Raw genomic sequence first — 23,790 nt, 5'->3', positions numbered from 1 at the left:
CACAGACGAAGGTTTGGTGGCGGAGGAGGGCGATGCCGGTCCTGTCCGTCACGGCGTCGGCGCGCGCTTTTACGCTGCAGCGCTGGAATGTCTCGCCGCGGAGCGGGAGCGCTGGGCGCTGTGGCTGCCGGTGGGGACCGGGGCGGGCGTGGCGCTGTATTTCGGCCTGCCCGCCGAGCCGCCGTTCTGGCTGGGGCCGGGCGCTGCGGTCGGTTGTCTGCCTTTGCTGTGGCTGGCTCGGCGGCGTCTGGCGCCGGTCGTTCTGCTGCTGGGGCTGTTGAGCGTCGCTCTGGGCTTCGCCGCGGCGCAACTTCACAGCGTGGTGGCGGCGGCGCCGATGCTGACGCGCGAGCTTGGACCCGTGCAGGTCACCGGGCGGGTGCTGACGATCGAACGGCAGCCTACCGGCACGCGGCTGATGATCGGCGAACCGATGGTGGAGCGGCTGGCCCCGGAGGCGACGCCGGAGCGGGTCCGCCTGCATCTGCCGGCCAAGGTGACGCCGCCGGAGGCCGGGACGGTGGTGCGGCTGCGCGCCATGCTCCACCCGCCGGCCGCCCCGGCGGAGCCGGGGGCGTTCGACCTGCAGCGGCGCGCCTATTTCGAAGGCTTCGGTGCGGTCGGCTTCGTCATGGGCGCCCCCGTCGCGCAGGAGGCGCCGCCGCCCGGAGGCTGGCGACGGGTGACCGTGGCCTTCGAGCGGGCGCGCGCCGCCATCGCCGAGCGGGTGCGCGCCGTCGTGACCGACTCCACGGAGGCCAGCGTCACCGCCGCCCTGCTGAACGGCGATGCCGCGGCGATTCCCGAGCCGATGATGGACGCCTTCCGCGACAGCGGCCTGGCGCATCTCCTGTCCATTTCCGGCCTGCATGTGGGCATTGCCGCGGGGATCGTCTTCTGGGTGGTGCGGGCGCTGCTGGCGCTGGTTCCCTGGGTGGCGCTGCGCTGGCCGATCAAGAAGATCGCGGCGCTGGCCGGCATCCTGTCGGCGATCCTCTACACGCTGCTGGTGGGGACGCCCTTGCCGACGCTGCGGTCGGTGCTGATGACCGGCCTCATCATGGGCGCGGTCATTGCCGACCGATCACCGATCAGCATGCGGCTGGTCGCTTTCGCTGGCATCGTCACCGTCCTCTACGACCCGGAGGGGATGCTGGGGCCGAGCTTCCAGATGTCCTTTGCGGCGGTCGTCGCCCTGATTGCCGCCTTCGAACTCTTCACGCCCTGGGCGGTGCGACGGCGGCGCGAGATGGGCTGGCTCGGCCGGGGAGCCATGACGCTGGGCGGCATCGCTTTTTCCAGCGTGGTGGCGACCGTCGCGACGACGCCCTACGGGCTCTATCATTTCCAGCAGGTCGCCTTCTACGGCGTGCTGTCCAACATGGTGGCGATCCCCATCACGACGGTGTGGATCATGCCCTTCAGCCTGCTGTCCTACCTGCTGCTGCCCTTCGGGTTGGAGGGGCCGGCGGTGACGGCGATGAACTGGGGCGTCCGGCTGGTCATCGAGACGGCAGAGCGGACCGCGGCGCTGCCCGGAGCGACGGCGTTCCTTCCGGCCATGCCGGACGCCGCCATCGCGGCGGTCACGCTGGGCGGGCTGTGGCTGGCCATCTGGACGGGACGCTGGCGCTGGCTGGGGCTGGTGGCCTTGGCCGGCGGGCTGGTCGCCCCGGCCGTAGCGCCGCGGCCCGACATTCTGGTGTCGGAGGACGGAAAACTGATGGCCGTGCGCGGCGCGGAGGGGATCCTCAGCCTGTCGACCGCCAGCGACGGGCGGGTCGCCAACACGTGGAAGCGGCGCGACGGCATGGAGAAGCCGGAGGAGAAAGCCGGCCAGGATGTCTGGCCGCTTGCCGGGGTCAGCCTGGACGGGCGGCTGCGCTGCGACGCCTTGGGGTGCCTCTACCGTGCGCAGGGGAAGACGGTGGCGCTGCTGCGACAACCGGATGCCTTACCGGAGGATTGCGCAATGGCCGATGCGGTGGTGACCGCAACCCCGTCGCGCGGGTGTCGGGCGCCACTGGTCATCGACCGTTGGGGACTGCGGCGGGAGGGTGCGCACACGCTCACCCTGTCGGACAAGGGCATCCGGGTGGAAACCGTCCGGGGGCAGCGCGGCGACCGCCCTTGGACGATGGGGGGAAAGCTGCCCGACGGAAAGACCGGGGGGCGCTGAACCGCCGCCCCGGAGCATCCTGCCGTCAGTACTTCCGCACCAGCCCGACGAGGCGGCCCTGTACCCGAACCCGGTCGGCACCGAAGATGCGGGTCTCGTAGGCGGCGTTGGCCGGTTCGAGCGCCACGGTGTTGCCCTTGCGGCGCAAGCGCTTCAGCGTGACCTCGGCGTCGTCCACCAGGGCGACGACGATGGAGCCGTTGTCCGCGCTGTCGCAGCGCTGGATGACCACCGTGTCATGGTCGAGGATACCGGCCTCCACCATGGAGTCGCCAGCGACTTCCAGCGCGTAGTGGTCGCCCATGCCGAGCATGGCGGCGGGAACGTCCACGAAGGCGGAACCGTCGCGCAACGCTTCGATGGGCGTGCCCGCGGCGATCCGGCCGTAGAGCGGAAGCTGCACGGATTCGGACGCCGGGTTCGCCTCGCGTCCCGCGAAGCTGAAATCGCCCTTGATGACGTTGGGCTGGAACTTGGCGCGCGGCGGCCGGTTGCGGGCGGTCTCAAGCCCTTCCGGCAGGCGCAGCACTTCCAGCGCGCGGGCGCGGTGGGGCAGGCGGCGGATGAAGCCGCGCTCCTCCAGCCCGGTGATGAGGCGGTGGATGCCCGACTTGGACTTCAGGTTGAGAGCGTCCTTCATTTCGTCGAAGGAAGGGGACACACCGCCCTGTCCGAGCCGCTCGTTGATGAAAAGCAGCAATTCATGCTGCTTGCGCGTGAGCATTTGTGCCTCCCGGCCGGTTCCGCACTAGATATGGAACAAAAGCAAAACGTTCCATCTTGTTCTAGTTTGGTTCTTAACCCCCGTCAAGCCCTACGGATGAAATCAATCGTAAATTGATGGACAGGACTCCCAAATGGATTTCCCGTGCGGAACGGATTAAAGCGACAGGACACCGCCGCTCAGCGGGATCACCGTCACGCGGTCGCCCACGGCGGCGGCGGTTGCCTGCGGCTCGCGGACGATCAGGGCGTCGGCCCGGGCCAGCCGGGACATCATCGCGCTGTCCTGGCGCGGGAAGGGGGTGGCGACGGGCTCGCCGTCCGCCCCGGTGGACAGAGCGGCACGCAGGAAATCCGTGCGGTCGTCGTTGGCCTTCAGCGGCGCGCCGAGCCGCGCCGCGAGCGTGGCGCTCTCGGCGGGCAACCCTTGGAGACGGCGAAGGACTGGCACCAGGAACAGCAGGGCGGCCACCCCGGTGGACACCGGATTGCCCGGCAGGCCGAGCAGCGGAACGCCGTTCGCCGTCCCGAAAATCAACGGTTTACCGGGTTTCATGGCGACCCGGTAGAAGTCCAGCGACAGCCCGCCCAGCACGTCGCGCACATGGTCGTGCTCGCCTTGCGAGGCGCCGCCCGTGGTCACCAGCAGGTCGCAGCCGGCCGCTCCGGCGGCCATCGCGGCGAGATGCTTCGGATCGTCCTTGGCCACGCCGAGATTGTGGGCGAGCCCGCCCTGGCTGGTGACCAGCGCGCACAGGCCGAGTGCGTTGGAACTGACGATCTGGCTCGGTCCCAGCGGATCGCCGGGCAGGGCGATCTCGTCCCCGGTGGCGAGCACGGCGACCCGCGGACGGCGGTGGACGCGCAGCCAGGGCAGGTTGGCCGCGGCAGCCAGGGCGACGTCGCGGGCGGTGAGCAGGCGTCCCTTGGGAAGCAACTCCTCTCCCGCGGTGAAGTCCAGCCCGGCGGGACGGATGAAGCGCCCCTCGGGCACGGCGCGCCCGATGCGCACGCGGTCCCCGGCGTCCTCGCAATCCTCCTGCATCACCACGGCGTCAGCCCCGGCGGGCAGGGGCGCGCCGGTGAAGATGCGCACGGCCTCGCCGGCTCCGACCGCTCCGGCGAAGGCGTGGCCGGCGGCGGACTCGCCGATGCGGCGCAGGGTGACCGGCGCATCCGCCGAAGCCGGGACGATGTCGGCGGCGCGGACGGCCCAGCCGTCCATGGCGGCGGCGGCGAAGGGCGGCTGGGTCAGCCGGGCGGCGGCGGGCTCCGCCAGGACGCGCCCCAGCGCGTCGGGCAGCGGCACCGTCTCCGCTGGCATGGCGGTGAAGGCGGCGAGGATGCGGGCGCGGGCTTCACCGACCTGCAGCATCAGACCGCGCTCCCCCATTCGCCGCTCTTGCCGCCGGCCTTGTGCAGCAGCTTGACCTCGGTGATGGTCATGCCGCGGTCCACCGCCTTGCACATGTCGTAGACGGTGAGTGCGGCGACCGACACGGCGGTCAGCGCCTCCATCTCCACGCCGGTCTGGCCCTTGAGCTTGCAGGTGGCGGTGATGTCCACGGCGTTGCGCTCGGGGGCGCAGGTCAGGTCCACCTTCACCGAGGTCAGCATCAGCGGGTGGCACAGCGGGATCAGGTCCGGCGTGCGCTTGGCCCCCATGATGCCGGCCAGCCGGGCCACCGACAGGACGTCGCCCTTCTTGACGCCGCCCTGGAGGATGAGCGCCAGCGTTTCCGGCTGCATCAGGACGGAGCCGCGGGCGGTCGCCGTGCGTTCCGTATCCGCCTTGTCGGACACGTCCACCATGACCGCGCGGCCTTCGGCGTCGAAATGGGTGAAGCCGCTTGCGGGCTGGTCGGTCATAGGGCTTTCTCCATGAACAGGCTCAGCGGGTCCGGACCGTAGGAGCCGAACGGGCCGCGGTCGGTGAAGCCCTGCTTGCGGTAGAGGGCGATGGCCTCGTCCTGATAGACGCCGGTTTCCAGCAACAACGCCGACAGGCCGGCGGCGCGCGCCTCGTCCTCGATGCGCTCCAGAAGGCGGCGCCCGATCTGGCCGCCGCGCGCGGTTGGCTGGACGAACATCCGCTTGACCTCGCCATAGCCGCCTTCGGTGTCGATGCGCACGGCACCGCAACCAACCACGGTTCCCGACCTCCGGGCGACCAGGAAACGGATGTCCGGCTTGGCCAGCGATTGCAGGTCGAGCAGATGGTTGCTCTCGGCCGGGTAGAGGTCGCCCAGATAGCGGTCCAACTCCTCGATGAGCTGGACCACCTCGTCCTGGAGCGGGCTTTCACGGGCAATAGTCACGTTCGGCACGGCGTCGCTCCTCCCCATTGCTTTATTGTTTTGTGTCAGGCGAGCAAGGCGCGGGTGGCCGTGGTCACATCCTCCTGCCGCATCAGCGATTCACCGACCAGGAAACAACGCGCGCCCACAGCCGCCATGCGCGACAGGTCCGCCGGGCTGTAGAGACCGCTTTCGGCCACCAGCATCCGGTCGGCGGGCACGTGGGCCGCCAGTTCCTCGGTCGTGGCGATGTCCACAGCCAGAGTCTTCAGGTTCCGGTTGTTCACGCCGAGAAGCGGGGTCTTCAGCGCCAGGGCGCGGTCCAACTCCTCGCGGTTGTGCACCTCGACCAGCACGTCCAGGCCCCAGGCGATGGCGGCGTCCTCGATCTCCGCGGCCTGCGCGTCGCTCAGCGCGGCCATGATGATCAGGATGCAGTCGGCGCCGAGCGCGCGGGATTCGGTGATCTGGTAGGGATCGACCATGAAGTCCTTGCGCAGCACCGGCAGGTCCACCGCGGCGCGGGCGGCCAGCAGATAGTCGTCGCAGCCCTGGAAATAGGGTTCGTCCGTCAGCACCGACAGGCAGGTGGCGCCGCCCTCGCGGTAGGCGCGGGCCAGCGACGGCGGGTCGAAGTCCGGGCGGATCAGGCCCTTCGACGGGCTGGCCTTCTTGATCTCGGCGATCAGGCCGTAGCGGCCCCCGTCCAACGTGCGGCGCAGGGCGCGGATGAAGCCACGCGCCGGATCGGCGGTGCGGGCGGCGTCCTCCACCGCGGACAGTGGACGGGCGGATTTGCGGGCTTGGACCAGCGCGCGCTTGTCGTCGCAGATGCGGGTCAGGACGTCGCTCATGGCGCGGCAACCGGTTCGTTGGTGATGGACACGAGATGTTGGAGCACGGCGCGGGCGGCGCCGCTGTCGATGGCGTGCCGGGCCTGCTCGACGCCCTCCTTCAGGTCGCCGGCCTTGCCCGCGACGTGCAGCGCGGCGGCGGCGTTCAGCAGGACGATGTCGCGGTAGGCGCCCTGTGCCCCGTCGAACAGCGCGCGGATGGCCTCGGCGTTCACATGGGCGTCGCCGCCCTTCAGAAGCTCCGGCCGGGCGCGGAAGATGCCGGCCTGCTCCGGCTCGATCTCGAACACCGTGACCTCGCCGTCCTTCAACTGGGCGACGGTGGTCGGGCCGGTCGTGGTGATCTCGTCCAGCCCGTCGGAGCCATGGACGATCCAGGCGGCCTCCGACCCAAGACGCTTCAGCACATGGGCCAGCGGCTCCACCCACTGTTTGGCGTAGACGCCGAGAAGCTGGCGCTTGGCGCTGGCCGGGTTGGACAGCGGCCCCAGCAGGTTGAAGATGGTGCGGGTGCCCAGCTCCACGCGGGTCGGGCCGACGTTGCGCATGGCGAGGTGGTGGCGCGGCGCCATCAGGAAGCCGATGCGCGCGTCCCACAAGGCCTTGCGCACCAGACCCATGTCGCAGTCCAGGTTGACGCCCAGCGCGCCCAGCACGTCGGCGGCGCCCGACTTGGACGACATGGCGCGGTTGCCGTGCTTGGCCACCGGCACGCCGCAGGCGGCGATGACGACAGCGGCGGCGGTGGAGATGTTGTAGGTGCCGGAGCCGTCGCCGCCGGTGCCGCAGGTGTCGATGGTGCCGTCCGGGGCCTCCACCGGGATCGCCTTGGCGCGCATGACACGGGCGGCGCCGGTGATCTCGTCCACCGTCTCGCCGCGCACCCGCAGCGCCATCAGGAAGCCACCCATCTGCGACGGGGTGGCGTTGCCCGACATGATGATGTCGAAGGCCAGCGATGCCTCTTGCTCGTTCAGGGCGTTGCCGGCGGCGACCTTGGCGAGGATGGCCTTCATGTCGGTCAGGTCGCCGTGCGGCGCGGACGGCGTGCTCATGCGGCGGTCTCCAGCCGGCGGGTCGTGTTCAGGAAGTTTTCCAGGATCTTGTGCCCGTGCTCGCTCTCGATGCTTTCCGGGTGGAACTGCACGCCGTGGATCGGCAGCTCGCGGTGGGACAGCGCCATGATCAGCCCGTCCTCCGTCTCGCCGGTCACCTCCAGGCAGGCGGGCAGGGTGGCGCGCTCGACGATCAGCGAATGGTAGCGGGTGGCCCGGAAGGGCGAGGGCAGGTCCTTCAGGACGCCCCGCCCCTGGTGGAACATGCGGTCGACCTTGCCGTGCATCGGCACCGGCGCGCGCAGCACCGTGCCGCCGAAAGCCTGCCCGATGGCCTGATGGCCCAGGCACACGCCCATCAGCGGAACGCCGGCCTTGGCGGCTGCGTCGATCAGCGGCAGGCAGATGCCCGCCTTGTCCGGGTCGCAGGGGCCGGGCGACAGCACGATGCCCTCGGGGCGGAGCGCCATGGCCTCCTCCACCGTCAGGCTGTCGTTGCGGCGGACGTCCAGTTCGGCGCCCAGTTCGCCCAGGTAATGGACGAGGTTGTAGGTGAAGCTGTCGTAATTATCGATGAGCAGCAGCATGGGGCGCCCCGGCATCCTTCCGGCCTGTCGTTTCCGGTCCGTCGTTCACGGCCTGATCGTCCCGGAATAGCGTTCCGGCCTTGTTCCAAGGCGGGTACCCTAGCGGCTGAAGCAATGGATTTCCAGCCCGTCCGAACCCGCGAACGGCAGAGAATCAGCGGCAGAGGAACTGCGGCGGCGTCGCGGGCTTGTCGAGGACCGTGCCGCGCGCGTCGGTCTCCTCGGTGATCTGGCAGCGTCTCACGGTGCGCGGCAGGTCGATGGCCAGCGTGGCCTGCGTCCCGCCGTAGCGGCAGATCAGGAAGACGTTGCTGCGCCGGGCGGCGGGGAAATCCCATTGCCGGACCTCCGAGCGGCTCCGCCGGAGGCTGCGGTCCGGCTCCAGCGCCGCCGGGGTGGGGGTGGCCATCTGCGCCGAGCGGTCGCCCTCCACCAGCGCGACGCCGGTGAAGGCGTGCTGGTCCTTCGCCGGGTAGGGCGACCAGCCGCCGGGGGCCTCCGGCTGGGCCTGCACGGTCAGGCTGGGCGGGCAGCGGACCTCCTCGGCAAGGGCCGGGAGCGCGGCGGCGGTGGCGAAGGCCGCCAGGAGGGTGGGGGTGCGGAACATGGCGGGTCACAGCATAGTCCCAGCCGGCGGGCACCTCCACCCCGCTCCGCTGTTGCAGGGACGGTGCGGGGGTGCCACCTTGCGCGCAAACCGGAAACCAGGGTTCGAGATACCTTCCCATGGCCAGCAAATCGCCGCGGAAGCCCCAAAAGGCGGCGGCACGAAAGCCATCACCGAAAATGCCGGCCGCCGCATCCGGACGGGCGGCGTCGGCGCGCGCCGTCTCCCCGATCCTGCTGGCGCTGGCCGGGGTGATCGCCGTCTTCGCGGTGGCGCTCGGCGCGCGATTCATCATCGGGCGCGACGCGCCTGAGACGGAGACCGTCGTGGAGCGGGAAGCGCCGGTCATCGCCCCGGCCGCGCCGATCAAGACACCGCAGCCCAAGGTCGCAGATGCGCCGCCCCCGCCTCCGCCTCCGCCGGTTCGCGAGGCCGAACCGGCTCCGGCGCCCGTTCCCGTGCCTCCTCCCCAGGTGACCGAGGCCCCGGCCCCCGTTCCGGTTCCCGCGCCGCCGCCGCCGCCGGCCATGACCCCGAAGCCGGTGGTGGCGATGCTGCCGCCTCCCGTCGCTCCTCTGGAACCGCCCAAGGTGGCCCCCGGCTCGCCGCTGTGGAAGAAGAACGCGCTGCCCTTCCGCGCCCCGCCGGGCAAGCCGGCCATCGCCATCGTCATCGACGACATGGGCGTGGACCGCAAGCGCTCGAACCGTACGGTGTCGCTGCCGGCGCCGCTGACGCTGGCCTGGCTGCCCTACGCCCACGAGCTGCCGGCCCAGGCCCGCGCCGCCCGCGCCGCCGGGCACGAGCTGATGCTGCATCTTCCCATGGAACCCAGCGGCGCTGCCGATCCGGGGCCGCAGGCGCTGCGCGTGTCGCTCGACAAGGGGGAGATCCTGCGCCGGACCAAGGCGGCGCTGGACAGCTTCGATGGCTATGTCGGGGTGAACAACCACATGGGCAGCCGTTTCACCGCCGATGCCGCGGCCATGGCGCCCGTGCTGGGGGAGATCTCGCGGCGCGGCCTGTTGTGGCTGGACAGCCGGACCACCGCGAAGAGCGCCGGTCTGACCCTTGCGCGGGAGCTTCAGATGCCATTCGCCGGGCGCGACATCTTCCTGGACAACGAGATGACCGTGCCGGCGGTGCGCGGCCAGCTCGCCAAGACGGAGCAGGTGGCGCGCCGGCAGGGCTACGCCATCGCCATCGGCCACCCGCACGATGCGACAATCGACGCACTGGCCTCCTGGATGCCGGAGGTGCAGAAACGCGGCTTCGTCCTGGTTCCGGTCAGCGCCGTCGTGCGCGCCCATCACACCGGCGGGTGACCGCCGGTCCCGTTTGAGGAGAGTTCCATGGCTGACACCTACAGGGTCGGCGGCATGACCTGCGGCGGCTGCGCCCGCTCCGTCACCAACGCCATCGGCAAGCTGGCGCCGGGCGCCGCCGTGACGGTGGACCTAGACGCCGGCACCGTGGCCGTGGAGGGCGGAGTCGCCCCGGAGACGGTGAGGAGGGCCGTGGAGGGCGCCGGCTTCGATTTCGGCGGCCAAGCCTGAGGAGGCGTCAGGCGCATTCAGCCGGGCCGGTCAAAGAACCTATTTCAGGACGATCCAGATCCCGGTGAAGGTGTAGCCCCCGCCGGTCATCGCTCCATCGGCGGCGATGGTCCAGGCGTTGATGGTCGCGTCGCCGGGATCGTAGAAGCCGTTCGTTCCACGCGTCAGCCAATGCATGCTTTTGCCCTGAATCACGCAGAGCAGGTGCACTTCATCGGAACTCGGGGCGGCGTAGTCCACACCGTTAAGTACGCCGTTGCCCCCTTCGCCGTTGACCGTGGCGCTCAGCATGCAGCGGCGCACCTCGTCATCGAAATCCTGGAGAAGAAGACTGGCCATCGTCTGGCAGGTGGATGCCCTTGTGTTGGTATCCTTGATGATGTTGACGGTGACGGTCAGCCCGAACTGCTTGGCGACGTAGGCAAGAGCGGACGGCGAATTCTGCAGATTGGGGCCGTCCTCATAGGTGACGCTCATCGACCCCAAAGAGCCGGCGATGTCGAGATCGCCTGTGATCTTGTAGATCTTGCCCGCAAGAGCATGACCGACCTCGTTTCCATTGATGGTGACCGGGGGCGTCAGCATTCGCGTTCTAGGCGTGCTGTGGCACAGCGTAATGGGATAATTGACGCTTGCCACGGACGGAAGGGCGATCAGCGCGGCCGTCAGTGCATAGGCGCCGCAAGCATTGCTTTCGCCGGGTTGCGCGAAATTGAAGGCGATGTTGGGCATCGGACTGGTCCTTTGTCGACTCGAACTCTGCCTCCAGGACGGCCCGGCGCGGATCGTCGTGAAATGCTATCCGCCGATGGCTTGAGCGTCATCGGCGGCCAAGTTCCGCGGATCAAAGGTGCTGGGGGGAAATGGTGCGCGCCATCACAAGGGGCGGCGCGGTCACCGAGGTGGACCCGCCTTGGCAGCGGTGAGGAAGGCCGTGGAGGGAACCGGACTCGATTTCCGCGATCAGGCCGTCTGTGGACGGCGCAGCCGCCAGACCAGAAGGACGCCGGCCCAGGACAGCGATACCACCAGGGCGACGCTCAGCGCCACGGTGCGCCCGGCCGGTTGGGCCAGCAGATGGGCGGTGGTCAGCGCCAAGGCGAGGCCGGGGTTGGTCAGCAGCGCGCTGCGCATCGCCGCGGCGACCACGCCGCCACCCATGCGGCCGTGCAGGATCACCGTCAGGCTGGTCAGGGCGATGGGGAACACGGCGGCGATTCCGGTGGCCGCCGGGCCGATGCTGTGGCTGAGCGTGGTCACCGTCGCAACCAGAAGGCCGACGAGACCGGCGCGGGCCGGGATGTCGTACCAGCGTGATCGCGCCGTCCGGACCACCTTGTCCGCCGGAATCGGGGCGGAGACCACCCAGGCGGCGATCCCGTAGCAGGCCAGCGTCAGCAGCAGCGCCAGCGGCAGCGTCCACGCGACGGCGGAGCGCAGAGTGGACGCCATGGCGATCCAGAAGACGGAACTGGCGATGACCGTCGCTGGCATGCTCCAGAGCGGGGCGATCCGCACCAGAAGCGCCAGATAGAGGACGATCGTTGCGTTCCCGACCATCCCCGACAGGGCGGCGTCGGCGACGAAGCCGTCGCCATGCTCCATCGCGAGCATCACGAAGGCCGGTCCGGTCGAGACGGGCAGGGCGGTGATCATGCCGCCATAGAAGGGGCCGGCCTTCTCCGCCGCCAGCGAGGCGGCGACGACGACCAGGGCCGCCGCCACGATCTTGACGATCAGCGGCAGCAGCAGCGCATCGAAGGGCATTCGGTCCTTACCGGGCGGAGGTCTCGCGGACGGTTTCCTCCGCGGCGCGGATCAGGGCCATCGACTTGTTGACGGTCTCCTGATACTCGGCCTCGGGATCGCTGTCGGCGACCACGCCGCCGCCAGCCTGCACATACATCATGCCGTCCTTCAGGACGGCGGTGCGCAGCGCGATGCAGGTGTCCATGGCGCCCGACGCGCCGAAATAGCCGACGCAGCCGGCGTAGACGCCGCGGCGGGCCTTTTCCAACTCGTCGATGATCTGCATGGCGCGGACCTTCGGTGCGCCCGACACGGTGCCGGCCGGGAAGCCGGCGATCAGGGCGTCCAGCGCGTCGTGCTTCGGGTCGAGGTCACCCTCGACGTTGGAGACGATGTGCATGACGTGGCTGTACAGCTCCACGATCATCTTCTGCGTCACCTTGACGGTACCGGTGCGCGCCACCCGGCCCACGTCGTTGCGGCCGAGATCGAGCAGCATCAGATGCTCGGCCAGCTCTTTCGGATCGCTCAGCAGGTCCTCGGCAAGCGCCTGGTCCTCCGCCGCCGTGGCGCCACGCTTGCGGGTGCCGGCGATGGGGCGGACGGTCACCTTGCCGTCGCGCACGCGCACCAGGATCTCCGGGCTGGAGCCGACGACCGACAGCTCGCCGAAGTCGCAGTGGAACAGGAAGGGCGACGGGTTCAGGCGGCGCAGCGTGCGGTACAGCGCCAGCGGCGACGGCTTGAAGGGGAAGCGGATGCGCTGGGACGGCACGACCTGGAAGATGTCGCCGGCCCGGATGTACTCCTTCGCCCGCTCCACGATCGCGTGATACTCCTCGCGCGTCGTGTTGGAGGTCCAGGCGAGCGGCAGCCCGTCCTTGGTCCGCGGCTCCCGCCGGTAGGGCAGGGGGCGCTCCAGATCGGCCACCGCGTCCATCAGCCGCTCGCGGGCGTCGCCGTAGGCGGCGTTGCCGTCGATCCCCGGCTTCGGCCAGACGGGGGTGACCAGCGTCACCGAATCGGTGTGGCTGTCGAAGATGGCGACGATGCTGGGACGGGACAGGATGGCGTCGGGGATGCCCAACTCGTCCGGGTTGTCGTCCGGCAGACGTTCCATCAGCCGGACCATGTCGTAGGTCAGGTAGCCGAACAGGCCGGCGGCCATCGGCGGCAGGGCGTCCGGCAGGTCGATGCGGCTCTCGTTGATGAGGGCGCGCAGCGACTCCAGCGGGGCGGCGTCGATGGGCTCATAGGCGTCCCGGTCGTGCAGGGCGTTGCGGTTCACCTCCGCCCGGTCGCGGCGGCAGCGCCACACCAGATCAGGCTTGAAGCCGATCACCGAATAGCGGTCGCGCCGCGATCCCGCCCCGCGCTCCGCCGATTCGAAAAGGAAGCCGAAGGGCCGCCCGTCGGCCAGCTTCATGTAGGCGGAGACCGGGGTCTCCAGATCGCTGACCAGCGTGGTCCACACCACCTGCGGCTTGCCGGCCTCATAAGCGGTGTGGAAGGCGGCGGATTCCGGCTGAACCTTCACGGGACGGGCCTCGATTGAGTGGGATTAGTTGCCGCTGGCGAAGAACTGGTCGATGCGGTTGCGGTGAACCTCGACCGGGTAGCTGTTGCGCAGCGCGTTGCCGAATTGGGCCATGATGTCGCTTTCCAGCCCCTGGGCGACGGTGCTCTCCACGGTCGCCAGCGTGGCGTCGGCCGCCGCCGGGTCCGCCGGGATGATCTCCTTCAGGCGGGCGACGACCTGGCTGTCGGCGGTGGCGCCGGTCACCGTCTCGCCGGGCTTCACCTCGAACAGCTTGCGCACCAGCTCGCCCGGCAGCCCCTCGACCGAACGGGCGTCGCGGGTGAAGGGCGTGGTCATGGCGAAGCTGGCGCCGGACTGGCTGGCGACGTCCTGCGCCGCGGCCTCCGAGCCCTGCTTCAGCTTGGCGGCGATGTCCTGGGCCTTCTCGGCGGCCAGCTTGGCGCGCTTGTCGTCCTGCCAGCCGGCGACGGCCTGATCGCGCACCTCGGCCAGCGGCTTGGGCGCGGCCGGCGTCACGCCGTCGACGCGCACGGCGTAGAAGACGTTGTTGGGCGCTTCGGTCAGGTTCGAGGTGGCGCCGGAGGCGAGCTGGAAGGCGGTCTGCACCATGGCGGCGAAGTTCGGGCGGCCCGGGGCGGCGTCCTTGCCGTCCGGCGCCTTGCCGCTGCTGTCCACCGCGGCGATCTTGGCGATGGGCAGCGACTGGGCCTGAGCGACCTCCTCCAGCGGGGCGCCGCTGGCGAGCTGGTCCTCGACCCGGTTGGCGATGGAGTAGAGCGAATCCATCGCCTTCTCCTTGCGCAGCTCGGCCAGGAGCTGGTCGCGGGCCTCCTCGAAGCTCTTGGTGGCGCCCGGCTGGATGGCGGTGACCGTCAGGACGTGCCAGCCCAACCCGCTGCGCACCGCGTCGCTGACCGCACCCTGGGCCAGCGCGAAGGCGGCGTCGCCGATCTCCGGCAGCTCGTTGCGGGTGACGTTGTCGAGCGTGATGACGTCGGTCCCGGCGTCCTTGGCGGCGACGGTCAGGCCCTTGGTCTTGGCGGCCTCGGCGATCTGCTTCGCCTTCGCTTCGTCGTCGGCCAGAACCATCCCCACCGTGCGCCGCTCCGGCGTGCCGAGTTCGTCGGCGCGCTCGTCATAGGCAGCGCGCAGTTCGGCGTCGGGGATCTGGATGTCCTTGGCGATCTCGTCGGCGGAGAGCTGGGCGATGCTCAGCGCGCGGTATTCCGGCGCGGTGAAGCGGACCTGATGATCCTCGTAATAACGGGTCAGTTCAGCGTCGTCGGGCACGCCGACGTCGCCGATGGCGGCGTTGGGCAGGGTGACCACCTCGGCCACGCGGCGCTCCCCGCGGAAGCGGTAGAGATCCTGGACCAGCGGCTTCGGCGGGGTCACCCCGGCGCCGACCGCACCGGCGACCAGCTCGCGCGCGGTCTCGCGGCGCAGCAGGGCGACGTAGCCGTCCTCGGTCAGTTGGTTGTTGCGCAGCACGCTGCGGAACTGGGCCGCGTCGAACTGGTTCTGCGCGTTGCGGAAGGCCGGCTCCTCGGCGATGCGCTGGCGCACCACGTCCGGGCCGACCGAGATCCCGGCGTCGCGCGCCGCCTGATCGTAGAGCGCGCGCTGCACCAGCGCCGACAGCGACTGGTCGAGAAGGCCGAACTGGCGCGCCTGCTCCGTCGTCAGGTTGCCGCCCATCATCGGGCGCAGCCGCTCCATCTGGCGGCGGAACTCCTGGTCCAGCTCCGCCCGGTCGATCTCCACCTTCCCGACGGAGGCGACGGTGCTGGAGATCCCGCCTGTGCGGATCATGTCGCCGATGCCCCAGGCCGCGAAGCTGACGATGAGGAGCACGAACAGGATCTTGACGACCCACGAACCGGCGTAAGTGCGGATGAACTGAAGCATGGGACCCGAAGTGAGTGCGCAAAGGGCGGCCCTGCGGCCGGGGCGGCATCATAGGCACCCCGCGAAAGCCCGGCAACACCCCATTTCCCCCGCGATTCCCCATCGGAAAGAACCCGTTGGACGGGTGGAAATGCCAGCCGCTCCTTGCTAGACAGAGGGCGCACTTTGAAAACGAACACCCGCGACAACGCCCACATCAACAAACGAGAGCCGGAGGACGAAAACGCCATGGCCGCACGCCGCAAACTGATTGCCGGGAACTGGAAGATGAACGGGCTGAAGGCCGACGGGCTGGATCTGGCCTCGGACCTCGCCGGGCGCCTGACGGGAGCCGGGACGGTCGCCTTCGACATGCTGGTGTGCCCGCCCTTCCCGCTGCTGTTCCCGGTGGGAGACGCGATTTCCGGCAGCCCGCTGGCGCTGGGCGCGCAGGACTGCCACGCCAAGACCTCCGGCGCGCACACCGGCGACGTCAGCCCGGCCATGCTGACCGACGCCGGCTGCCGCTACGTCATCCTCGGCCATTCGGAGCGCCGCGCCGACCACGCAGAATCCGACGCCCAGGTCTCCGCCAAGGCCGCCGCCGCCCACAAGGCGGGCCTGATCGCCATCATCTGCGTCGGCGAGACGGAGGCCCAGCGCGACGCCGGGCAGGCGAACAGCGTCGTCGCCAGCCAGCTCAAGGGCTCCATCCCGGAAGGCGCCACCGCGGCGAACACCGTCATCGCCTACGAGCCGGTCTGGGCCATCGGCACCGGTAAGACCGCGACCCCCGACGACGTCAAGGCGATGCACGCCCACATCCGGGCGGAGCTGGCCGGCAAGACCGCCGATCCCGGCGCAGTGCGCGTCCTCTACGGCGGCTCGGTCAAGCCGGGCAACGCCGCGGAACTGATGGCGGTGGAGAATGTGGACGGCGCGCTGGTCGGCGGCGCCGCGCTGAAGGCGGACGATTTCTGGGCGATCGCCACCAGTTGCCGCTAGCATATCGCGCAGGACCGCGTTAAAAACAGTGGGCGCGCGCCACGGGCCCTTGCCAAGGTCCGTGGCGCGCTGTTGGTTTGGGCGGTCCCTGCGGATCGCTCCGGGAAGGGATCAAGGGAACGGGTTGCATGGAATCGGTGCTTCTGGTCATTCACCTGCTGATCGCCCTGGCGCTCGTCGGGGTCATCCTGATCCAGCGTTCGGAAGGCGGCGGTCTCGGCATCGGCGGCGGCAATATGGGGGGCATGATGTCCACCCGCGGCACCGCCAATCTGCTGACGCGGACCACCGGCATCCTGGCGGGCTGCTTCATGGCGACCAGCCTGGTCCTGGCGGTCCTGGCGGGTGCGCACAGGGCGCCGACCTCGATCATCGACACGATGCCGGCCCAGCCGGTCGCCCCGGCGGCCCCAGCCCAGCCGGCCGCGCCGGCGCAGCCCGCTCCGCCGGTCGCCCAGTAACAGCGGCCCGGCAAAACGCGACGCGGCTCCGGCCGGGTCCGACGTGAGGCGGCCTCCCCCGAAGCCGCCTCTTTCTTTTGAGGATTGTCGATCTGGGCAGCGCCCGGGGGACGATCCGAATTCGGGGAACGGATCAGGCTCTGAAGGTCTTCGGACGGACATGACTCGCTACATCTTCATCACCGGTGGCGTCGTTTCCTCGCTGGGCAAAGGTCTGGCGTCGGCGGCGCTTGGGGCGCTTCTCCAGGCGCGCGGCTACAAGGTGCGGCTGCGCAAGCTGGACCCGTACCTGAACGTGGACCCCGGCACGATGAGCCCGTACCAGCACGGCGAGGTCTATGTGACCGACGACGGCGCTGAGACCGACCTCGACCTCGGCCATTACGAGCGCTTCACCGGCGTGGCCGCGCGCCGTGGCGACAACATCACCACGGGCCGTATCTATTCGAACGTGATCGCCAAGGAGCGCCGCGGCGACTATCTGGGCGCGACCGTGCAGGTGATTCCGCACGTCACGGACCAGATCAAGGACTTCATTGGCGCCGACACGACCGACGAGGACTTCATCCTCTGCGAGATCGGCGGCACGGTGGGCGACATCGAGTCGACCCCCTTCCTGGAAGCCATTCGCCAGTTCGGCAACGAGGTCGGTCCGGAGAACGCCCTGTTCATCCACCTGACCCTGCTGCCCTACATCCCGACGGCGGGCGAACTGAAGACCAAGCCGACCCAGCATTCCGTGAAGGAACTGCTGGGCATGGGCATCCAGGCCAACATCCTGCTCTGCCGCGCCGATCGCCCGATTCCGGACAACGAGCGCCGCAAGATCGCGCTGTTCTGCAACATCCGGCCGGAGCGCGTCATCGCCGCCCTGGACGTCGATTCGATCTATCAGGTACCGGTCAGCTACCACGAGGAAGGCTTCGACACCCAGGTTCTGGCCTATTTCGGCCTGCCGACCGAGGGCAAGCCGGACCTGTCGCGCTGGACCAGCATCGTCGAGCGCGTGCGCAAGCCGCAGGGCGAGGTGACCATCGCCGTCGTCGGCAAGTACACCAGCCTGCTCGACAGCTACAAGTCGCTGGCCGAGGCGCTGACCCACGGCGGCATCGCCAACAACGTGAAGGTCAAGCTCGACTGGATCGACTCGGAGATCTTCGAGGACGACAGCGCCGTGCAGCGGCTGGAGAACGTCCACGGCATCCTGGTGCCGGGCGGCTTCGGCTCGCGCGGCACGGAGGGCAAGATCCGCGCCGCCCAGTTCGCCCGCGAGCGCAAGGTGCCGTATTTCGGCATCTGCTTCGGCATGCAGATGGCGGTGATCGAGTCGGCCCGCAACATGGCCGGGATCGTCGACGCCGGCTCGACCGAGCTGGGCAAGCCCGGCAACCCGGTGGTCGGCCTGATGACCGAGTGGATGCGCGGCAACAGCCTGGAGAAGCGCACGGAAGGCACCGATCTCGGCGGCACCATGCGTCTCGGCACCTACCCGGCGAAGCTGGTCCCCGGCAGCAAGGTCGCGGAGGTCTATGGCACCACCGACATCACCGAGCGGCACCGCCACCGCTACGAGGTGAACGTCTATTACAAGGACCGGCTGGAGAAGGTCGGCCTGCTGTTCTCCGGCCTGTCGCCGGACGGCGAGCTGCCCGAGATCGTCGAGATCCCGGACCATCCCTGGTTCATCGGCGTCCAGTTCCACCCGGAGCTGAAGTCCAAGCCCTTCGACCCGCATCCGCTCTTCACCTCCTTCATCAAGGCGGCGATTGAGCAGAGCCGGCTGGTGTGACGTGACCATACGGGGGAGGGCATTCCTCCCCCGCGTGTTCCGGTTCCGGGTTTCCGGTGGGTATAGTGAGAGCGGCGGCCGAGCCAACGGTCGCCGCTTTTGCGTTATGGGCCAGGGAAAAACCAAGGGAAGGGACACCACCATGACCGACATCAGCATTCCCGCCGGCGACGGCGGCAGCTTTTCCGCCTATGTGGCCAAGCCGGCGGGCGGCGGGCCGGCGCCGGGACTCGTCGTCATCCAGGAAATCTTCGGGGTCAATCAGGTCATGCGCGACCTGTGCGACGGCTTCGCCGCCCAGGGCTGGCTGGCTGTCTGCCCGGACCTGTTCTGGCGTCAGGAGCCGGGCGTCCAGATCACCGACAAGACCCAGGAGGAGTGGAACCGCGCCTTCGCCCTGATGAACGGCATTGACCAGGACAAGGCGGTGGACGACCTCAAGGCCACCCTGGCGTGGCTGCGCCAGAATCCCGGCTGCACGGGCAAGGCCGGGTCGGTGGGCTACTGCCTGGGCGGCCGGCTCGCCTTCATGATGGCGGCGCGTTCAGATTCCGATGCAAACGTCAGCTATTACGGCGTCGGTCTGGACGCTCTGATCGGCGAGGCGGCGAGCATCACCAAGCCTCTGCTGATGCACATCGCCGAAAAGGACCAGTTCGTCCCGGCGGAGGCGCGGGACAAGGTGCTGGCCGCGGTGAAGGGCAACCCGAACGTCACCGCCCACGTCTATCCGGGTGTGGACCACGCCTTCGCCCGCGCGGGCGGCGCCCATTTCGATGCGCAGGCGGCGGAGCTGGCCAACGGACGCACGGCAGCCTTCTTCAAGCAGCATCTGGGTTGACTCCATTCCGGTTGACCGGGATCGCCGATATCTGGGAAGGAATGGGCAGCGCGAGGGGGGCATCAGCATGCGTCCCCTCGCATTGCTTTTTGGAGAGCACGGGATGACCACCGCCAAGACCGTCCAAATCGGCAACCTGACCATCGCCAACGACCGGCCCTTCACCCTGATCGCCGGCCCGTGTCAGATGGAAAGCCGCGACCACGCGCTGGAGACGGCGGCGGCGCTGGTGGAGATGACCGGCGCGCTGGGCATCGGGCTGATCTACAAATCCTCCTTCGACAAGGCCAACCGCACCTCCATCAGCACGGCGCGCGGCCTCGGCATGGACAAGGCGCTGCCGATCTTCGCGGAAATCAAGGAGCGGTTCGGTTGCCCGGTGATCACCGACGTGCACGAGGCCGACCAGTGCGCCGCGGTGGCCGAGGTGATGGACGTCCTCCAGATCCCCGCCTTCCTGTGCCGCCAGACCGATCTGCTGATCGCAGCGGCCAAGACGGGCCGGGCGGTCAACGTGAAGAAGGGCCAGTTCCTCGCCCCCTGGGACATGAAGAACGTCGCGGCGAAGCTGGTGGCGTCGGGCAACGAGAAGGTGCTGCTGTGCGAGCGCGGCGCCAGCTTCGGCTACAACACGCTGGTGTCGGACATGCGGTCCCTGCCGATCATGGCGGAGACCGGTTTCCCGGTGGTTTTCGACGCCACCCACTCCGTGCAGCAGCCGGGCGGGCAGGGCACCACCTCCGGCGGCCAGCGCGAGTTCGTTCCGGTGCTGGCGCGCGCCGCCATCGCGGTGGGCGTCGCCGCCGTCTTCATGGAGACCCACGAGAATCCGGACTGCGCCCCCAGCGACGGCCCGAACATGGTCCCGCTGAAGGAGATGCCGGCCCTGCTGGCGCGGCTCCAGGCCTTCGATCGGCTCGCAAAAGGCTGACGAAAGGACAGGTTTGGGAACGGCGTGGCGGTCCCGGCGTTGCCTTGGCACCGCGGGCGCCGCGCTTATGGTGGAGCGCCCGCGGAATGAGCCATGGAGCAACGCCATGAAGCCGATCCGCCTGTGCGCCATCGCCGCCATCGCCAGTGTTGGCGCGATGATCGCCGTTCCCGCTTTTGCGCAATCGACCGCGCCGTCCGCAACGCCTTCCACCACGCCGATGCCGCAGGCCAAGCCGGCCATGCCGCCGGGCCACAGCGGCACCACCACCGCGCCGCCGATGGGCAGCGGATCGTCGTCGACGACGGCGAAGGCCAAGGTCATCGACCTCAACACCGCCGGCAAGGACGAGCTTCAGACCCTGCCGGGAATCGGCGAGGCGCGGTCCGAGGCTATCGTGAAGAACCGCCCCTACCGGTCCAAGGACGAGCTGGTCAGCAAGAAGATCGTCCCGCAGAACGTCTACGACGACATCAAGGGCCGGATCGCCGCGGTCGGCGGCTCCAAGACCAGCGCCTCGGCGGCGACCGCCCCGAAGAAGTGAGATGGAAGCGGCCCTCTTTCCTAAACTGTGGAATGGGGGCCGCCCTTACAGGCTGAAGCTCCGGTAGGTGATCGGCGCCTCGGCCGTGCCGCCGTCCTCCGCGGCGATCTCGGCGAGCAGACTATGATGCTCCGAGAGGTCGCACACCGGGTCGGTGTTGTCGGCGCTTCCGGTCAGCGCCAGCGCCTGGCAGCGGCAGCCGCCCCAGTCGATTTCCTTCTGGTCGCAGCTCCGGCAGGGCTGGGGCATCCAGTCGGTGCCGCGGTAGCGCTGGAAGGCCGCGGAGTTGGTCCAGATGTCGGCCAGCGGACGCTCCGTCACCCGGTCGAAACTCATGCCGGGGATCGTCTCGGCGGCGTGGCAGGGCAGGACCGAGCCGCTGGGCGTTACGTTCAGGAACTTGCGCCCCCAGCCGCCCATGCAGGCCTTGGGGCGCTTGGCGTAATAGTCCGGCACCACGTAGTCGACGACCAGCCGGCCCTTCAGCTCCGGCAGGCGGGCGCGCACCCGCTCGTCCATGCGGACCAGCTGCTCGCGGGTCGGCATCAGGGCGGCGCGGTTCTTCAGCGCCCAGCCGTAATACTGGACGTTGGCGATCTCGATGCGGCCGGCCTTCAGCTCCAGCGCCATGTCGATGAAATCATCGACCCGGTCGATGTTGTGGCGCTGCACGATGGCGTTGACGGTCAGCGCCATGCCGACGTCGGTGACCGCGCGTGCCACCTCCAGCTTCTTCGGCTGGCCGCCGGGAAAGCCGCTGATCAGTTCGGCCTTGGCCGGCACTGTGTCCTGGAAGCCGATCTGCACATGCTGCAGCCCGGCGTCGCGCAGCCGCTCCAGCCGCGCCCGGTCGAGCAGCACCGCCGAGGTGATGAGGTTGGCGTAGAGCCCGGCCGCGGTGGCGTGGGCGATCAGCACCTCCAGATCCTTGCGCGCCGTCGGCTCGCCGCCGGAGAAATGCACTTGGATGATGCCGAGGTCCGCCGCCTCGTCGAGCACGCGGCACCACGCGGCGGTGTCCAGCTCCCGGCTGGCCGGGTCGAGGGCCAGCGGGTTGGAGCAGTAGGCGCAGCGCAGCGGGCAGCGGTGCGTCAGTTCCGCCAGCAGGGCCAGCGGCGGTTCGAGTCCGGTCGTGGCGCCACAGAAGGTCATCGGGTCAGGAACCCCTTCGTGATCATGTCGCCCAACACTTCCAACACATCCGCGGCGATCTCCTCCCGCGGCGCGTCGAATTGTGCGGCCAGCGTCGCGATGGCCGCGCCCACCGTCACCGGAGGCTGCCCTTCCGGAGACTGTGCAGTGACGGCCCGCACCACCTCCAGCGCCACCTCGTCCAGGATCAGCACGCGCTCCGGCCCCAGAAGCTGCCAGTGGCCGCGCACCCGGTCCTGGCGGAGCATGACGCCCGGAGCCAGCCGAACCCGGTCCTCCTCGCTCACGCCGTCTGTCATCGCGCGTAGACCGGCGGTTCCATGTCGTCCGGCACGAAGGCGCCGGGCGGGATCAGGCCGGGCGACACATAGGCGTGGTGCAGCGCGTCCAGCTGCGCCCAGAGAAGCTCCGCCTTGTGGCGCAGCGCGGCGATCACCTGCTGCTGCTGCTCCGGTGTCCGGGCGTTGTCGAGCACGTATTCGAGCCCGAACTCGACGTCACGCGGCGCCTCGTCGAGCCGCTTGCGGAAATAGGACAGGGTGGCGTCGTTGGCAAAGGCGTAGTAGGCCTCGAACCCGGCGATGCGCTCGCGGTGGATGGCCGGGGCGAACAGCTCGGTCAGGGACGAGGCGACGGCTTCCAGCGTCGATTTGCTCGACACGAAGTTGACGTAGGAATCGACGGCGTAGCGGGTCGCCGGCAGGATGCCCCTCAGCGAGGTGACATAGTCGCGGTCCAGCCCCAGCCCGTCGGTCAGGCGCAGCCAGCGCTCGATTCCGCCGACCTTGCCCTCCTCGCGCTCCCGGCTCTCGCCGAAGCCGTCATGGTCGAGCACGCGCTGAATCCAGATGCGGCGCAGCGCCGGATCGTCCATCCGCGCCATCAGGGCCAGATCCTTCTTGGGGATGCAGACCTGATAGTAGAAGCGGTTCAGCGCCCAGGCCTGGACCTGACCGCGCTTCAGCTTCCCGCCATGCAGCAGTTTGTGGAAGGGGTGGAGGTCGTGGTACTGGCGCTCGCCGATGGCGCGCAGCTCACGTTCCAGACCTTCGCGCGACAGCAGTGACGTCATAGGGTGAACTCCATCCCGTCGTGGGCGATTTCCCAACCTTCGGCGGCGGCGGCGGCCCGTTCGGGCGAGTCGTCCAGCAGGGCCGGATTGGTGTTGTTGATGTGGACGAAGACCTTGCGCCGCACGCCCAGGTCCGCGAAGGCGGCGATCGAGCCGTCCGGGCCGGACATCGCCATGTGGCCCATGCGCTGGCCCGTCTTGCTGCCGGTGCCGGCGCGGATCATCTCATCGTCGGTCCAGGTGGTGCCGTCGAACAGCACCAGCGGCGCCCCGCGCAGCCGGTCGGCCAGCCAGCCCGGCATGGCCGAGCAGCCGGGGATGTAGAAGAATTCCCCGTCGCCGTTGCGGTCGCGGATGCGCAAAGCCACCGTGTCCTCCGCCACCGAGCCGAAGCCGGCGGCGGACGGGTCCTCCAGATAGAGCGCGACCTTGCCGGGCACGGCGAAGGCTTCGATCTCGAAGGGGAAGGGGGTTCCGGTGGCGTCGGCGGGAACCCAGGGCCGGTCCAGCGCCATGGGGCGGCGCGGCGCCAGCTCCGGGTTGACCACGCGGAAGACGGCGTTCGCCTCCAGCACGCGGTGCACCCGGTCGGTGGCGTAGACGGCCAGCGGCTGGGATTCGCGCAGCGTCAGCAGGCCCGCCACATGGTCGATGTCGGCGTTGGTCAGCACCGCCGCGGCGATGGGGCTGTGGCGCACGGCGGTCTGCGGATGCAGCGCTGGGTTGGCGAGGATCTGCCGGCCGATGTCCGGCGAGGCGTTCAGCAGCAGCCAGCGCCCGTCGCCGCCGCTGACGGCGAGCGACGATTGGGTGCGCGGCCGGGCTGCCGGGTCGCCGGAGCGGGCGCGGCGGCAGCCCGCGCAGTTGCAGTTCCACTGGGGAAAACCGCCGCCCGCGGCGGAGCCAAGGACGAGGATCGTCAGCATGGGGTGCCTTTCCTAGTCAGGCGGCCCGAATCAGG

The 23,790-nt window shown here is 69.5% G+C and carries 25 protein-coding genes; 9 read left to right on the top strand and 16 right to left on the bottom strand.

Features of this window, described 5'->3' with window-relative positions; translation table 11 throughout:
* Positions 1-16: 16 nt before the first annotated feature.
* Positions 17-2,179: a ComEC/Rec2 family competence protein gene (locus tag H1Q64_RS12660; RefSeq protein WP_237903776.1), complete on the top strand. Its 2,163-nt coding sequence runs from the start codon at positions 17-19 to the stop codon at positions 2,177-2,179.
* Between the two features lie 25 nt (positions 2,180-2,204).
* Here H1Q64_RS12660 and lexA read toward each other — a convergent pair whose 3' ends face one another.
* The 8 genes from lexA to H1Q64_RS12620 form a co-directional block, all read right to left on the bottom strand.
* The gene (gene lexA / locus H1Q64_RS12655; protein ID WP_237903775.1) at positions 2,205-2,903 is read right to left on the bottom strand and encodes a transcriptional repressor LexA; all 699 of its coding nucleotides are present in this window, start codon (positions 2,901-2,903) and stop codon (positions 2,205-2,207) included.
* Between the two features lie 156 nt (positions 2,904-3,059).
* Positions 3,060-4,277, bottom strand: a complete 1,218-nt coding sequence (gene glp / locus H1Q64_RS12650; RefSeq protein ID WP_237903774.1) for a gephyrin-like molybdotransferase Glp — start codon at positions 4,275-4,277, stop codon at positions 3,060-3,062.
* Positions 4,277-4,771: a cyclic pyranopterin monophosphate synthase MoaC gene (gene moaC, locus H1Q64_RS12645; RefSeq protein WP_237903773.1), complete on the bottom strand. Its 495-nt coding sequence runs from the start codon at positions 4,769-4,771 to the stop codon at positions 4,277-4,279. The genes glp and moaC overlap by 1 nt, the downstream gene beginning before the upstream one ends.
* Positions 4,768-5,229, bottom strand: a complete 462-nt coding sequence (locus H1Q64_RS12640) for a GNAT family N-acetyltransferase (RefSeq protein ID WP_237903772.1) — start codon at positions 5,227-5,229, stop codon at positions 4,768-4,770. The genes moaC and H1Q64_RS12640 overlap by 4 nt, the downstream gene beginning before the upstream one ends.
* Before the next feature lie 35 nt (positions 5,230-5,264).
* Positions 5,265-6,053: an indole-3-glycerol phosphate synthase TrpC gene (gene trpC / locus H1Q64_RS12635; protein ID WP_237903771.1), complete on the bottom strand. Its 789-nt coding sequence runs from the start codon at positions 6,051-6,053 to the stop codon at positions 5,265-5,267.
* On the bottom strand, positions 6,050-7,108 hold the full coding sequence (gene trpD, locus H1Q64_RS12630) for an anthranilate phosphoribosyltransferase (RefSeq protein ID WP_237903770.1): 1,059 nt from the start codon (positions 7,106-7,108) through the stop codon (positions 6,050-6,052). Before trpD ends, trpC begins: the two co-directional genes overlap by 4 nt.
* Positions 7,105-7,695: an anthranilate synthase component II gene (locus H1Q64_RS12625; protein ID WP_035673146.1), complete on the bottom strand. Its 591-nt coding sequence runs from the start codon at positions 7,693-7,695 to the stop codon at positions 7,105-7,107. Before H1Q64_RS12625 ends, trpD begins: the two co-directional genes overlap by 4 nt.
* Before the next feature lie 154 nt (positions 7,696-7,849).
* Positions 7,850-8,302: an STY0301 family protein gene (locus H1Q64_RS12620; protein ID WP_237903769.1), complete on the bottom strand. Its 453-nt coding sequence runs from the start codon at positions 8,300-8,302 to the stop codon at positions 7,850-7,852.
* A 179-nt stretch (positions 8,303-8,481) separates the two neighbouring features.
* Between H1Q64_RS12620 and H1Q64_RS12615 the strand changes: the two genes are divergently transcribed.
* Together H1Q64_RS12615 and H1Q64_RS12610 are read left to right on the top strand one after the other, a co-directional pair.
* A complete protein-coding gene (locus H1Q64_RS12615; protein WP_237903768.1) occupies positions 8,482-9,627 on the top strand; it encodes a divergent polysaccharide deacetylase family protein in 1,146 nt (381 codons plus the stop codon).
* Between the two features lie 27 nt (positions 9,628-9,654).
* A complete protein-coding gene (locus H1Q64_RS12610; protein WP_237903767.1) occupies positions 9,655-9,858 on the top strand; it encodes a heavy-metal-associated domain-containing protein in 204 nt (67 codons plus the stop codon).
* A 39-nt stretch (positions 9,859-9,897) separates the two neighbouring features.
* Here H1Q64_RS12610 and H1Q64_RS12605 read toward each other — a convergent pair whose 3' ends face one another.
* The 4 genes from H1Q64_RS12605 to H1Q64_RS12590 form a co-directional block, all read right to left on the bottom strand.
* Positions 9,898-10,590: a hypothetical protein gene (locus H1Q64_RS12605; RefSeq protein WP_237903766.1), complete on the bottom strand. Its 693-nt coding sequence runs from the start codon at positions 10,588-10,590 to the stop codon at positions 9,898-9,900.
* Positions 10,591-10,821: 231 nt separating this feature from the next.
* Positions 10,822-11,625: a hypothetical protein gene (locus H1Q64_RS12600; RefSeq protein WP_237903765.1), complete on the bottom strand. Its 804-nt coding sequence runs from the start codon at positions 11,623-11,625 to the stop codon at positions 10,822-10,824.
* A gap of 7 nt (positions 11,626-11,632) precedes the next feature.
* Positions 11,633-13,144, bottom strand: a complete 1,512-nt coding sequence (gene trpE, locus H1Q64_RS12595) for an anthranilate synthase component I (RefSeq protein WP_237903764.1) — start codon at positions 13,142-13,144, stop codon at positions 11,633-11,635.
* 24 nt (positions 13,145-13,168) lie between these two features.
* Positions 13,169-15,055: a SurA N-terminal domain-containing protein gene (locus H1Q64_RS12590; RefSeq protein WP_237903763.1), complete on the bottom strand. Its 1,887-nt coding sequence runs from the start codon at positions 15,053-15,055 to the stop codon at positions 13,169-13,171.
* A gap of 228 nt (positions 15,056-15,283) precedes the next feature.
* Here H1Q64_RS12590 and tpiA point away from each other — a divergent pair, with 228 nt between their 5' ends.
* The 6 genes from tpiA to H1Q64_RS12560 all read left to right on the top strand — a co-directional run bounded on the left by tpiA (position 15,284) and on the right by H1Q64_RS12560 (position 20,605).
* Complete coding sequence (gene tpiA / locus H1Q64_RS12585; RefSeq protein ID WP_237904942.1) at positions 15,284-16,039, top strand: triose-phosphate isomerase; 756 nt, start codon at positions 15,284-15,286, stop codon at positions 16,037-16,039.
* 128 nt (positions 16,040-16,167) lie between these two features.
* Positions 16,168-16,500, top strand: coding sequence for a preprotein translocase subunit SecG (secG, locus tag H1Q64_RS12580; protein WP_038528272.1), 333 nt, complete (start codon positions 16,168-16,170; stop codon positions 16,498-16,500).
* A 160-nt stretch (positions 16,501-16,660) separates the two neighbouring features.
* Positions 16,661-18,289 carry a CTP synthase gene (locus H1Q64_RS12575; protein WP_237903762.1) on the top strand — a complete coding sequence of 543 codons (1,629 nt, stop codon included), beginning with the start codon at positions 16,661-16,663 and terminating at the stop codon, positions 18,287-18,289.
* A 142-nt stretch (positions 18,290-18,431) separates the two neighbouring features.
* Entirely contained in the window at positions 18,432-19,130 is a 699-nt protein-coding gene (locus tag H1Q64_RS12570) for a dienelactone hydrolase family protein (protein ID WP_237903761.1), read from the top strand.
* 103 nt (positions 19,131-19,233) lie between these two features.
* A complete protein-coding gene (gene kdsA / locus H1Q64_RS12565) occupies positions 19,234-20,061 on the top strand; it encodes a 3-deoxy-8-phosphooctulonate synthase (RefSeq protein WP_237903760.1) in 828 nt (275 codons plus the stop codon).
* A 106-nt stretch (positions 20,062-20,167) separates the two neighbouring features.
* On the top strand, positions 20,168-20,605 hold the full coding sequence (locus H1Q64_RS12560) for a ComEA family DNA-binding protein (RefSeq protein WP_137140421.1): 438 nt from the start codon (positions 20,168-20,170) through the stop codon (positions 20,603-20,605).
* 45 nt (positions 20,606-20,650) lie between these two features.
* Here the strand turns inward: H1Q64_RS12560 and pqqE are convergent, their stop codons facing one another.
* From pqqE to pqqB, 4 genes are read right to left on the bottom strand one after another with little or no spacing between them, the layout of a single operon-like run.
* Positions 20,651-21,757 carry a pyrroloquinoline quinone biosynthesis protein PqqE gene (gene pqqE, locus H1Q64_RS12555; RefSeq protein WP_237903759.1) on the bottom strand — a complete coding sequence of 369 codons (1,107 nt, stop codon included), beginning with the start codon at positions 21,755-21,757 and terminating at the stop codon, positions 20,651-20,653.
* The gene (locus H1Q64_RS12550; protein WP_237903758.1) at positions 21,754-22,056 is read right to left on the bottom strand and encodes a PqqD family peptide modification chaperone; all 303 of its coding nucleotides are present in this window, start codon (positions 22,054-22,056) and stop codon (positions 21,754-21,756) included. Before H1Q64_RS12550 ends, pqqE begins: the two co-directional genes overlap by 4 nt.
* Positions 22,053-22,829 (bottom strand): pyrroloquinoline-quinone synthase PqqC, encoded by a 777-nt coding sequence (pqqC, locus tag H1Q64_RS12545; protein WP_201044627.1) that lies wholly within the window; start codon positions 22,827-22,829, stop codon positions 22,053-22,055. Before pqqC ends, H1Q64_RS12550 begins: the two co-directional genes overlap by 4 nt.
* Complete coding sequence (gene pqqB / locus H1Q64_RS12540) at positions 22,826-23,755, bottom strand: pyrroloquinoline quinone biosynthesis protein PqqB (protein WP_237903757.1); 930 nt, start codon at positions 23,753-23,755, stop codon at positions 22,826-22,828. Before pqqB ends, pqqC begins: the two co-directional genes overlap by 4 nt.
* Between the last annotated feature and the right edge of the window lie 35 nt (positions 23,756-23,790).

It is taken from the genome of Azospirillum brasilense, assembly GCF_022023855.1.
GTDB classification, from domain to species: Bacteria; Pseudomonadota; Alphaproteobacteria; order Azospirillales; family Azospirillaceae; genus Azospirillum; species Azospirillum brasilense_F.
This window is presented reverse-complemented; position numbering and strand designations above follow the sequence as displayed.

Bases quoted from the DNA above. Each gene is read 5' to 3' on its own strand.
- trpD (WP_237903770.1), bottom strand. From the start codon at position 7,108: ATGAGCACGCCGTCCGCGCCGCACGGCGACCTGACCGACATGAAGGCC.
- H1Q64_RS12570 (WP_237903761.1), top strand. From the start codon at position 18,432: ATGACCGACATCAGCATTCCCGCCGGCGACGGCGGCAGCTTTTCCGCC.
- lexA (WP_237903775.1), bottom strand. From the start codon at position 2,903: ATGCTCACGCGCAAGCAGCATGAATTGCTGCTTTTCATCAACGAGCGG.
- H1Q64_RS12560 (WP_137140421.1), top strand. From the start codon at position 20,168: ATGAAGCCGATCCGCCTGTGCGCCATCGCCGCCATCGCCAGTGTTGGC.
- H1Q64_RS12600 (WP_237903765.1), bottom strand. From the start codon at position 11,625: ATGCCCTTCGATGCGCTGCTGCTGCCGCTGATCGTCAAGATCGTGGCG.
- H1Q64_RS12550 (WP_237903758.1), bottom strand. From the start codon at position 22,056: ATGACAGACGGCGTGAGCGAGGAGGACCGGGTTCGGCTGGCTCCGGGC.
- trpC (WP_237903771.1), bottom strand. From the start codon at position 6,053: ATGAGCGACGTCCTGACCCGCATCTGCGACGACAAGCGCGCGCTGGTC.
- H1Q64_RS12620 (WP_237903769.1), bottom strand. From the start codon at position 8,302: ATGTTCCGCACCCCCACCCTCCTGGCGGCCTTCGCCACCGCCGCCGCG.
- H1Q64_RS12605 (WP_237903766.1), bottom strand. From the start codon at position 10,590: ATGCCCAACATCGCCTTCAATTTCGCGCAACCCGGCGAAAGCAATGCT.
- H1Q64_RS12625 (WP_035673146.1), bottom strand. From the start codon at position 7,695: ATGCTGCTGCTCATCGATAATTACGACAGCTTCACCTACAACCTCGTC.
- pqqE (WP_237903759.1), bottom strand. From the start codon at position 21,757: ATGACCTTCTGTGGCGCCACGACCGGACTCGAACCGCCGCTGGCCCTG.
- H1Q64_RS12590 (WP_237903763.1), bottom strand. From the start codon at position 15,055: ATGCTTCAGTTCATCCGCACTTACGCCGGTTCGTGGGTCGTCAAGATC.
- H1Q64_RS12575 (WP_237903762.1), top strand. From the start codon at position 16,661: ATGACTCGCTACATCTTCATCACCGGTGGCGTCGTTTCCTCGCTGGGC.
- moaC (WP_237903773.1), bottom strand. From the start codon at position 4,771: ATGACCGACCAGCCCGCAAGCGGCTTCACCCATTTCGACGCCGAAGGC.
- H1Q64_RS12615 (WP_237903768.1), top strand. From the start codon at position 8,482: ATGCCGGCCGCCGCATCCGGACGGGCGGCGTCGGCGCGCGCCGTCTCC.
- pqqB (WP_237903757.1), bottom strand. From the start codon at position 23,755: ATGCTGACGATCCTCGTCCTTGGCTCCGCCGCGGGCGGCGGTTTTCCC.
- tpiA (WP_237904942.1), top strand. From the start codon at position 15,284: ATGGCCGCACGCCGCAAACTGATTGCCGGGAACTGGAAGATGAACGGG.
- pqqC (WP_201044627.1), bottom strand. From the start codon at position 22,829: ATGACGTCACTGCTGTCGCGCGAAGGTCTGGAACGTGAGCTGCGCGCC.
- kdsA (WP_237903760.1), top strand. From the start codon at position 19,234: ATGACCACCGCCAAGACCGTCCAAATCGGCAACCTGACCATCGCCAAC.
- glp (WP_237903774.1), bottom strand. From the start codon at position 4,277: ATGCTGCAGGTCGGTGAAGCCCGCGCCCGCATCCTCGCCGCCTTCACC.
- H1Q64_RS12610 (WP_237903767.1), top strand. From the start codon at position 9,655: ATGGCTGACACCTACAGGGTCGGCGGCATGACCTGCGGCGGCTGCGCC.
- secG (WP_038528272.1), top strand. From the start codon at position 16,168: ATGGAATCGGTGCTTCTGGTCATTCACCTGCTGATCGCCCTGGCGCTC.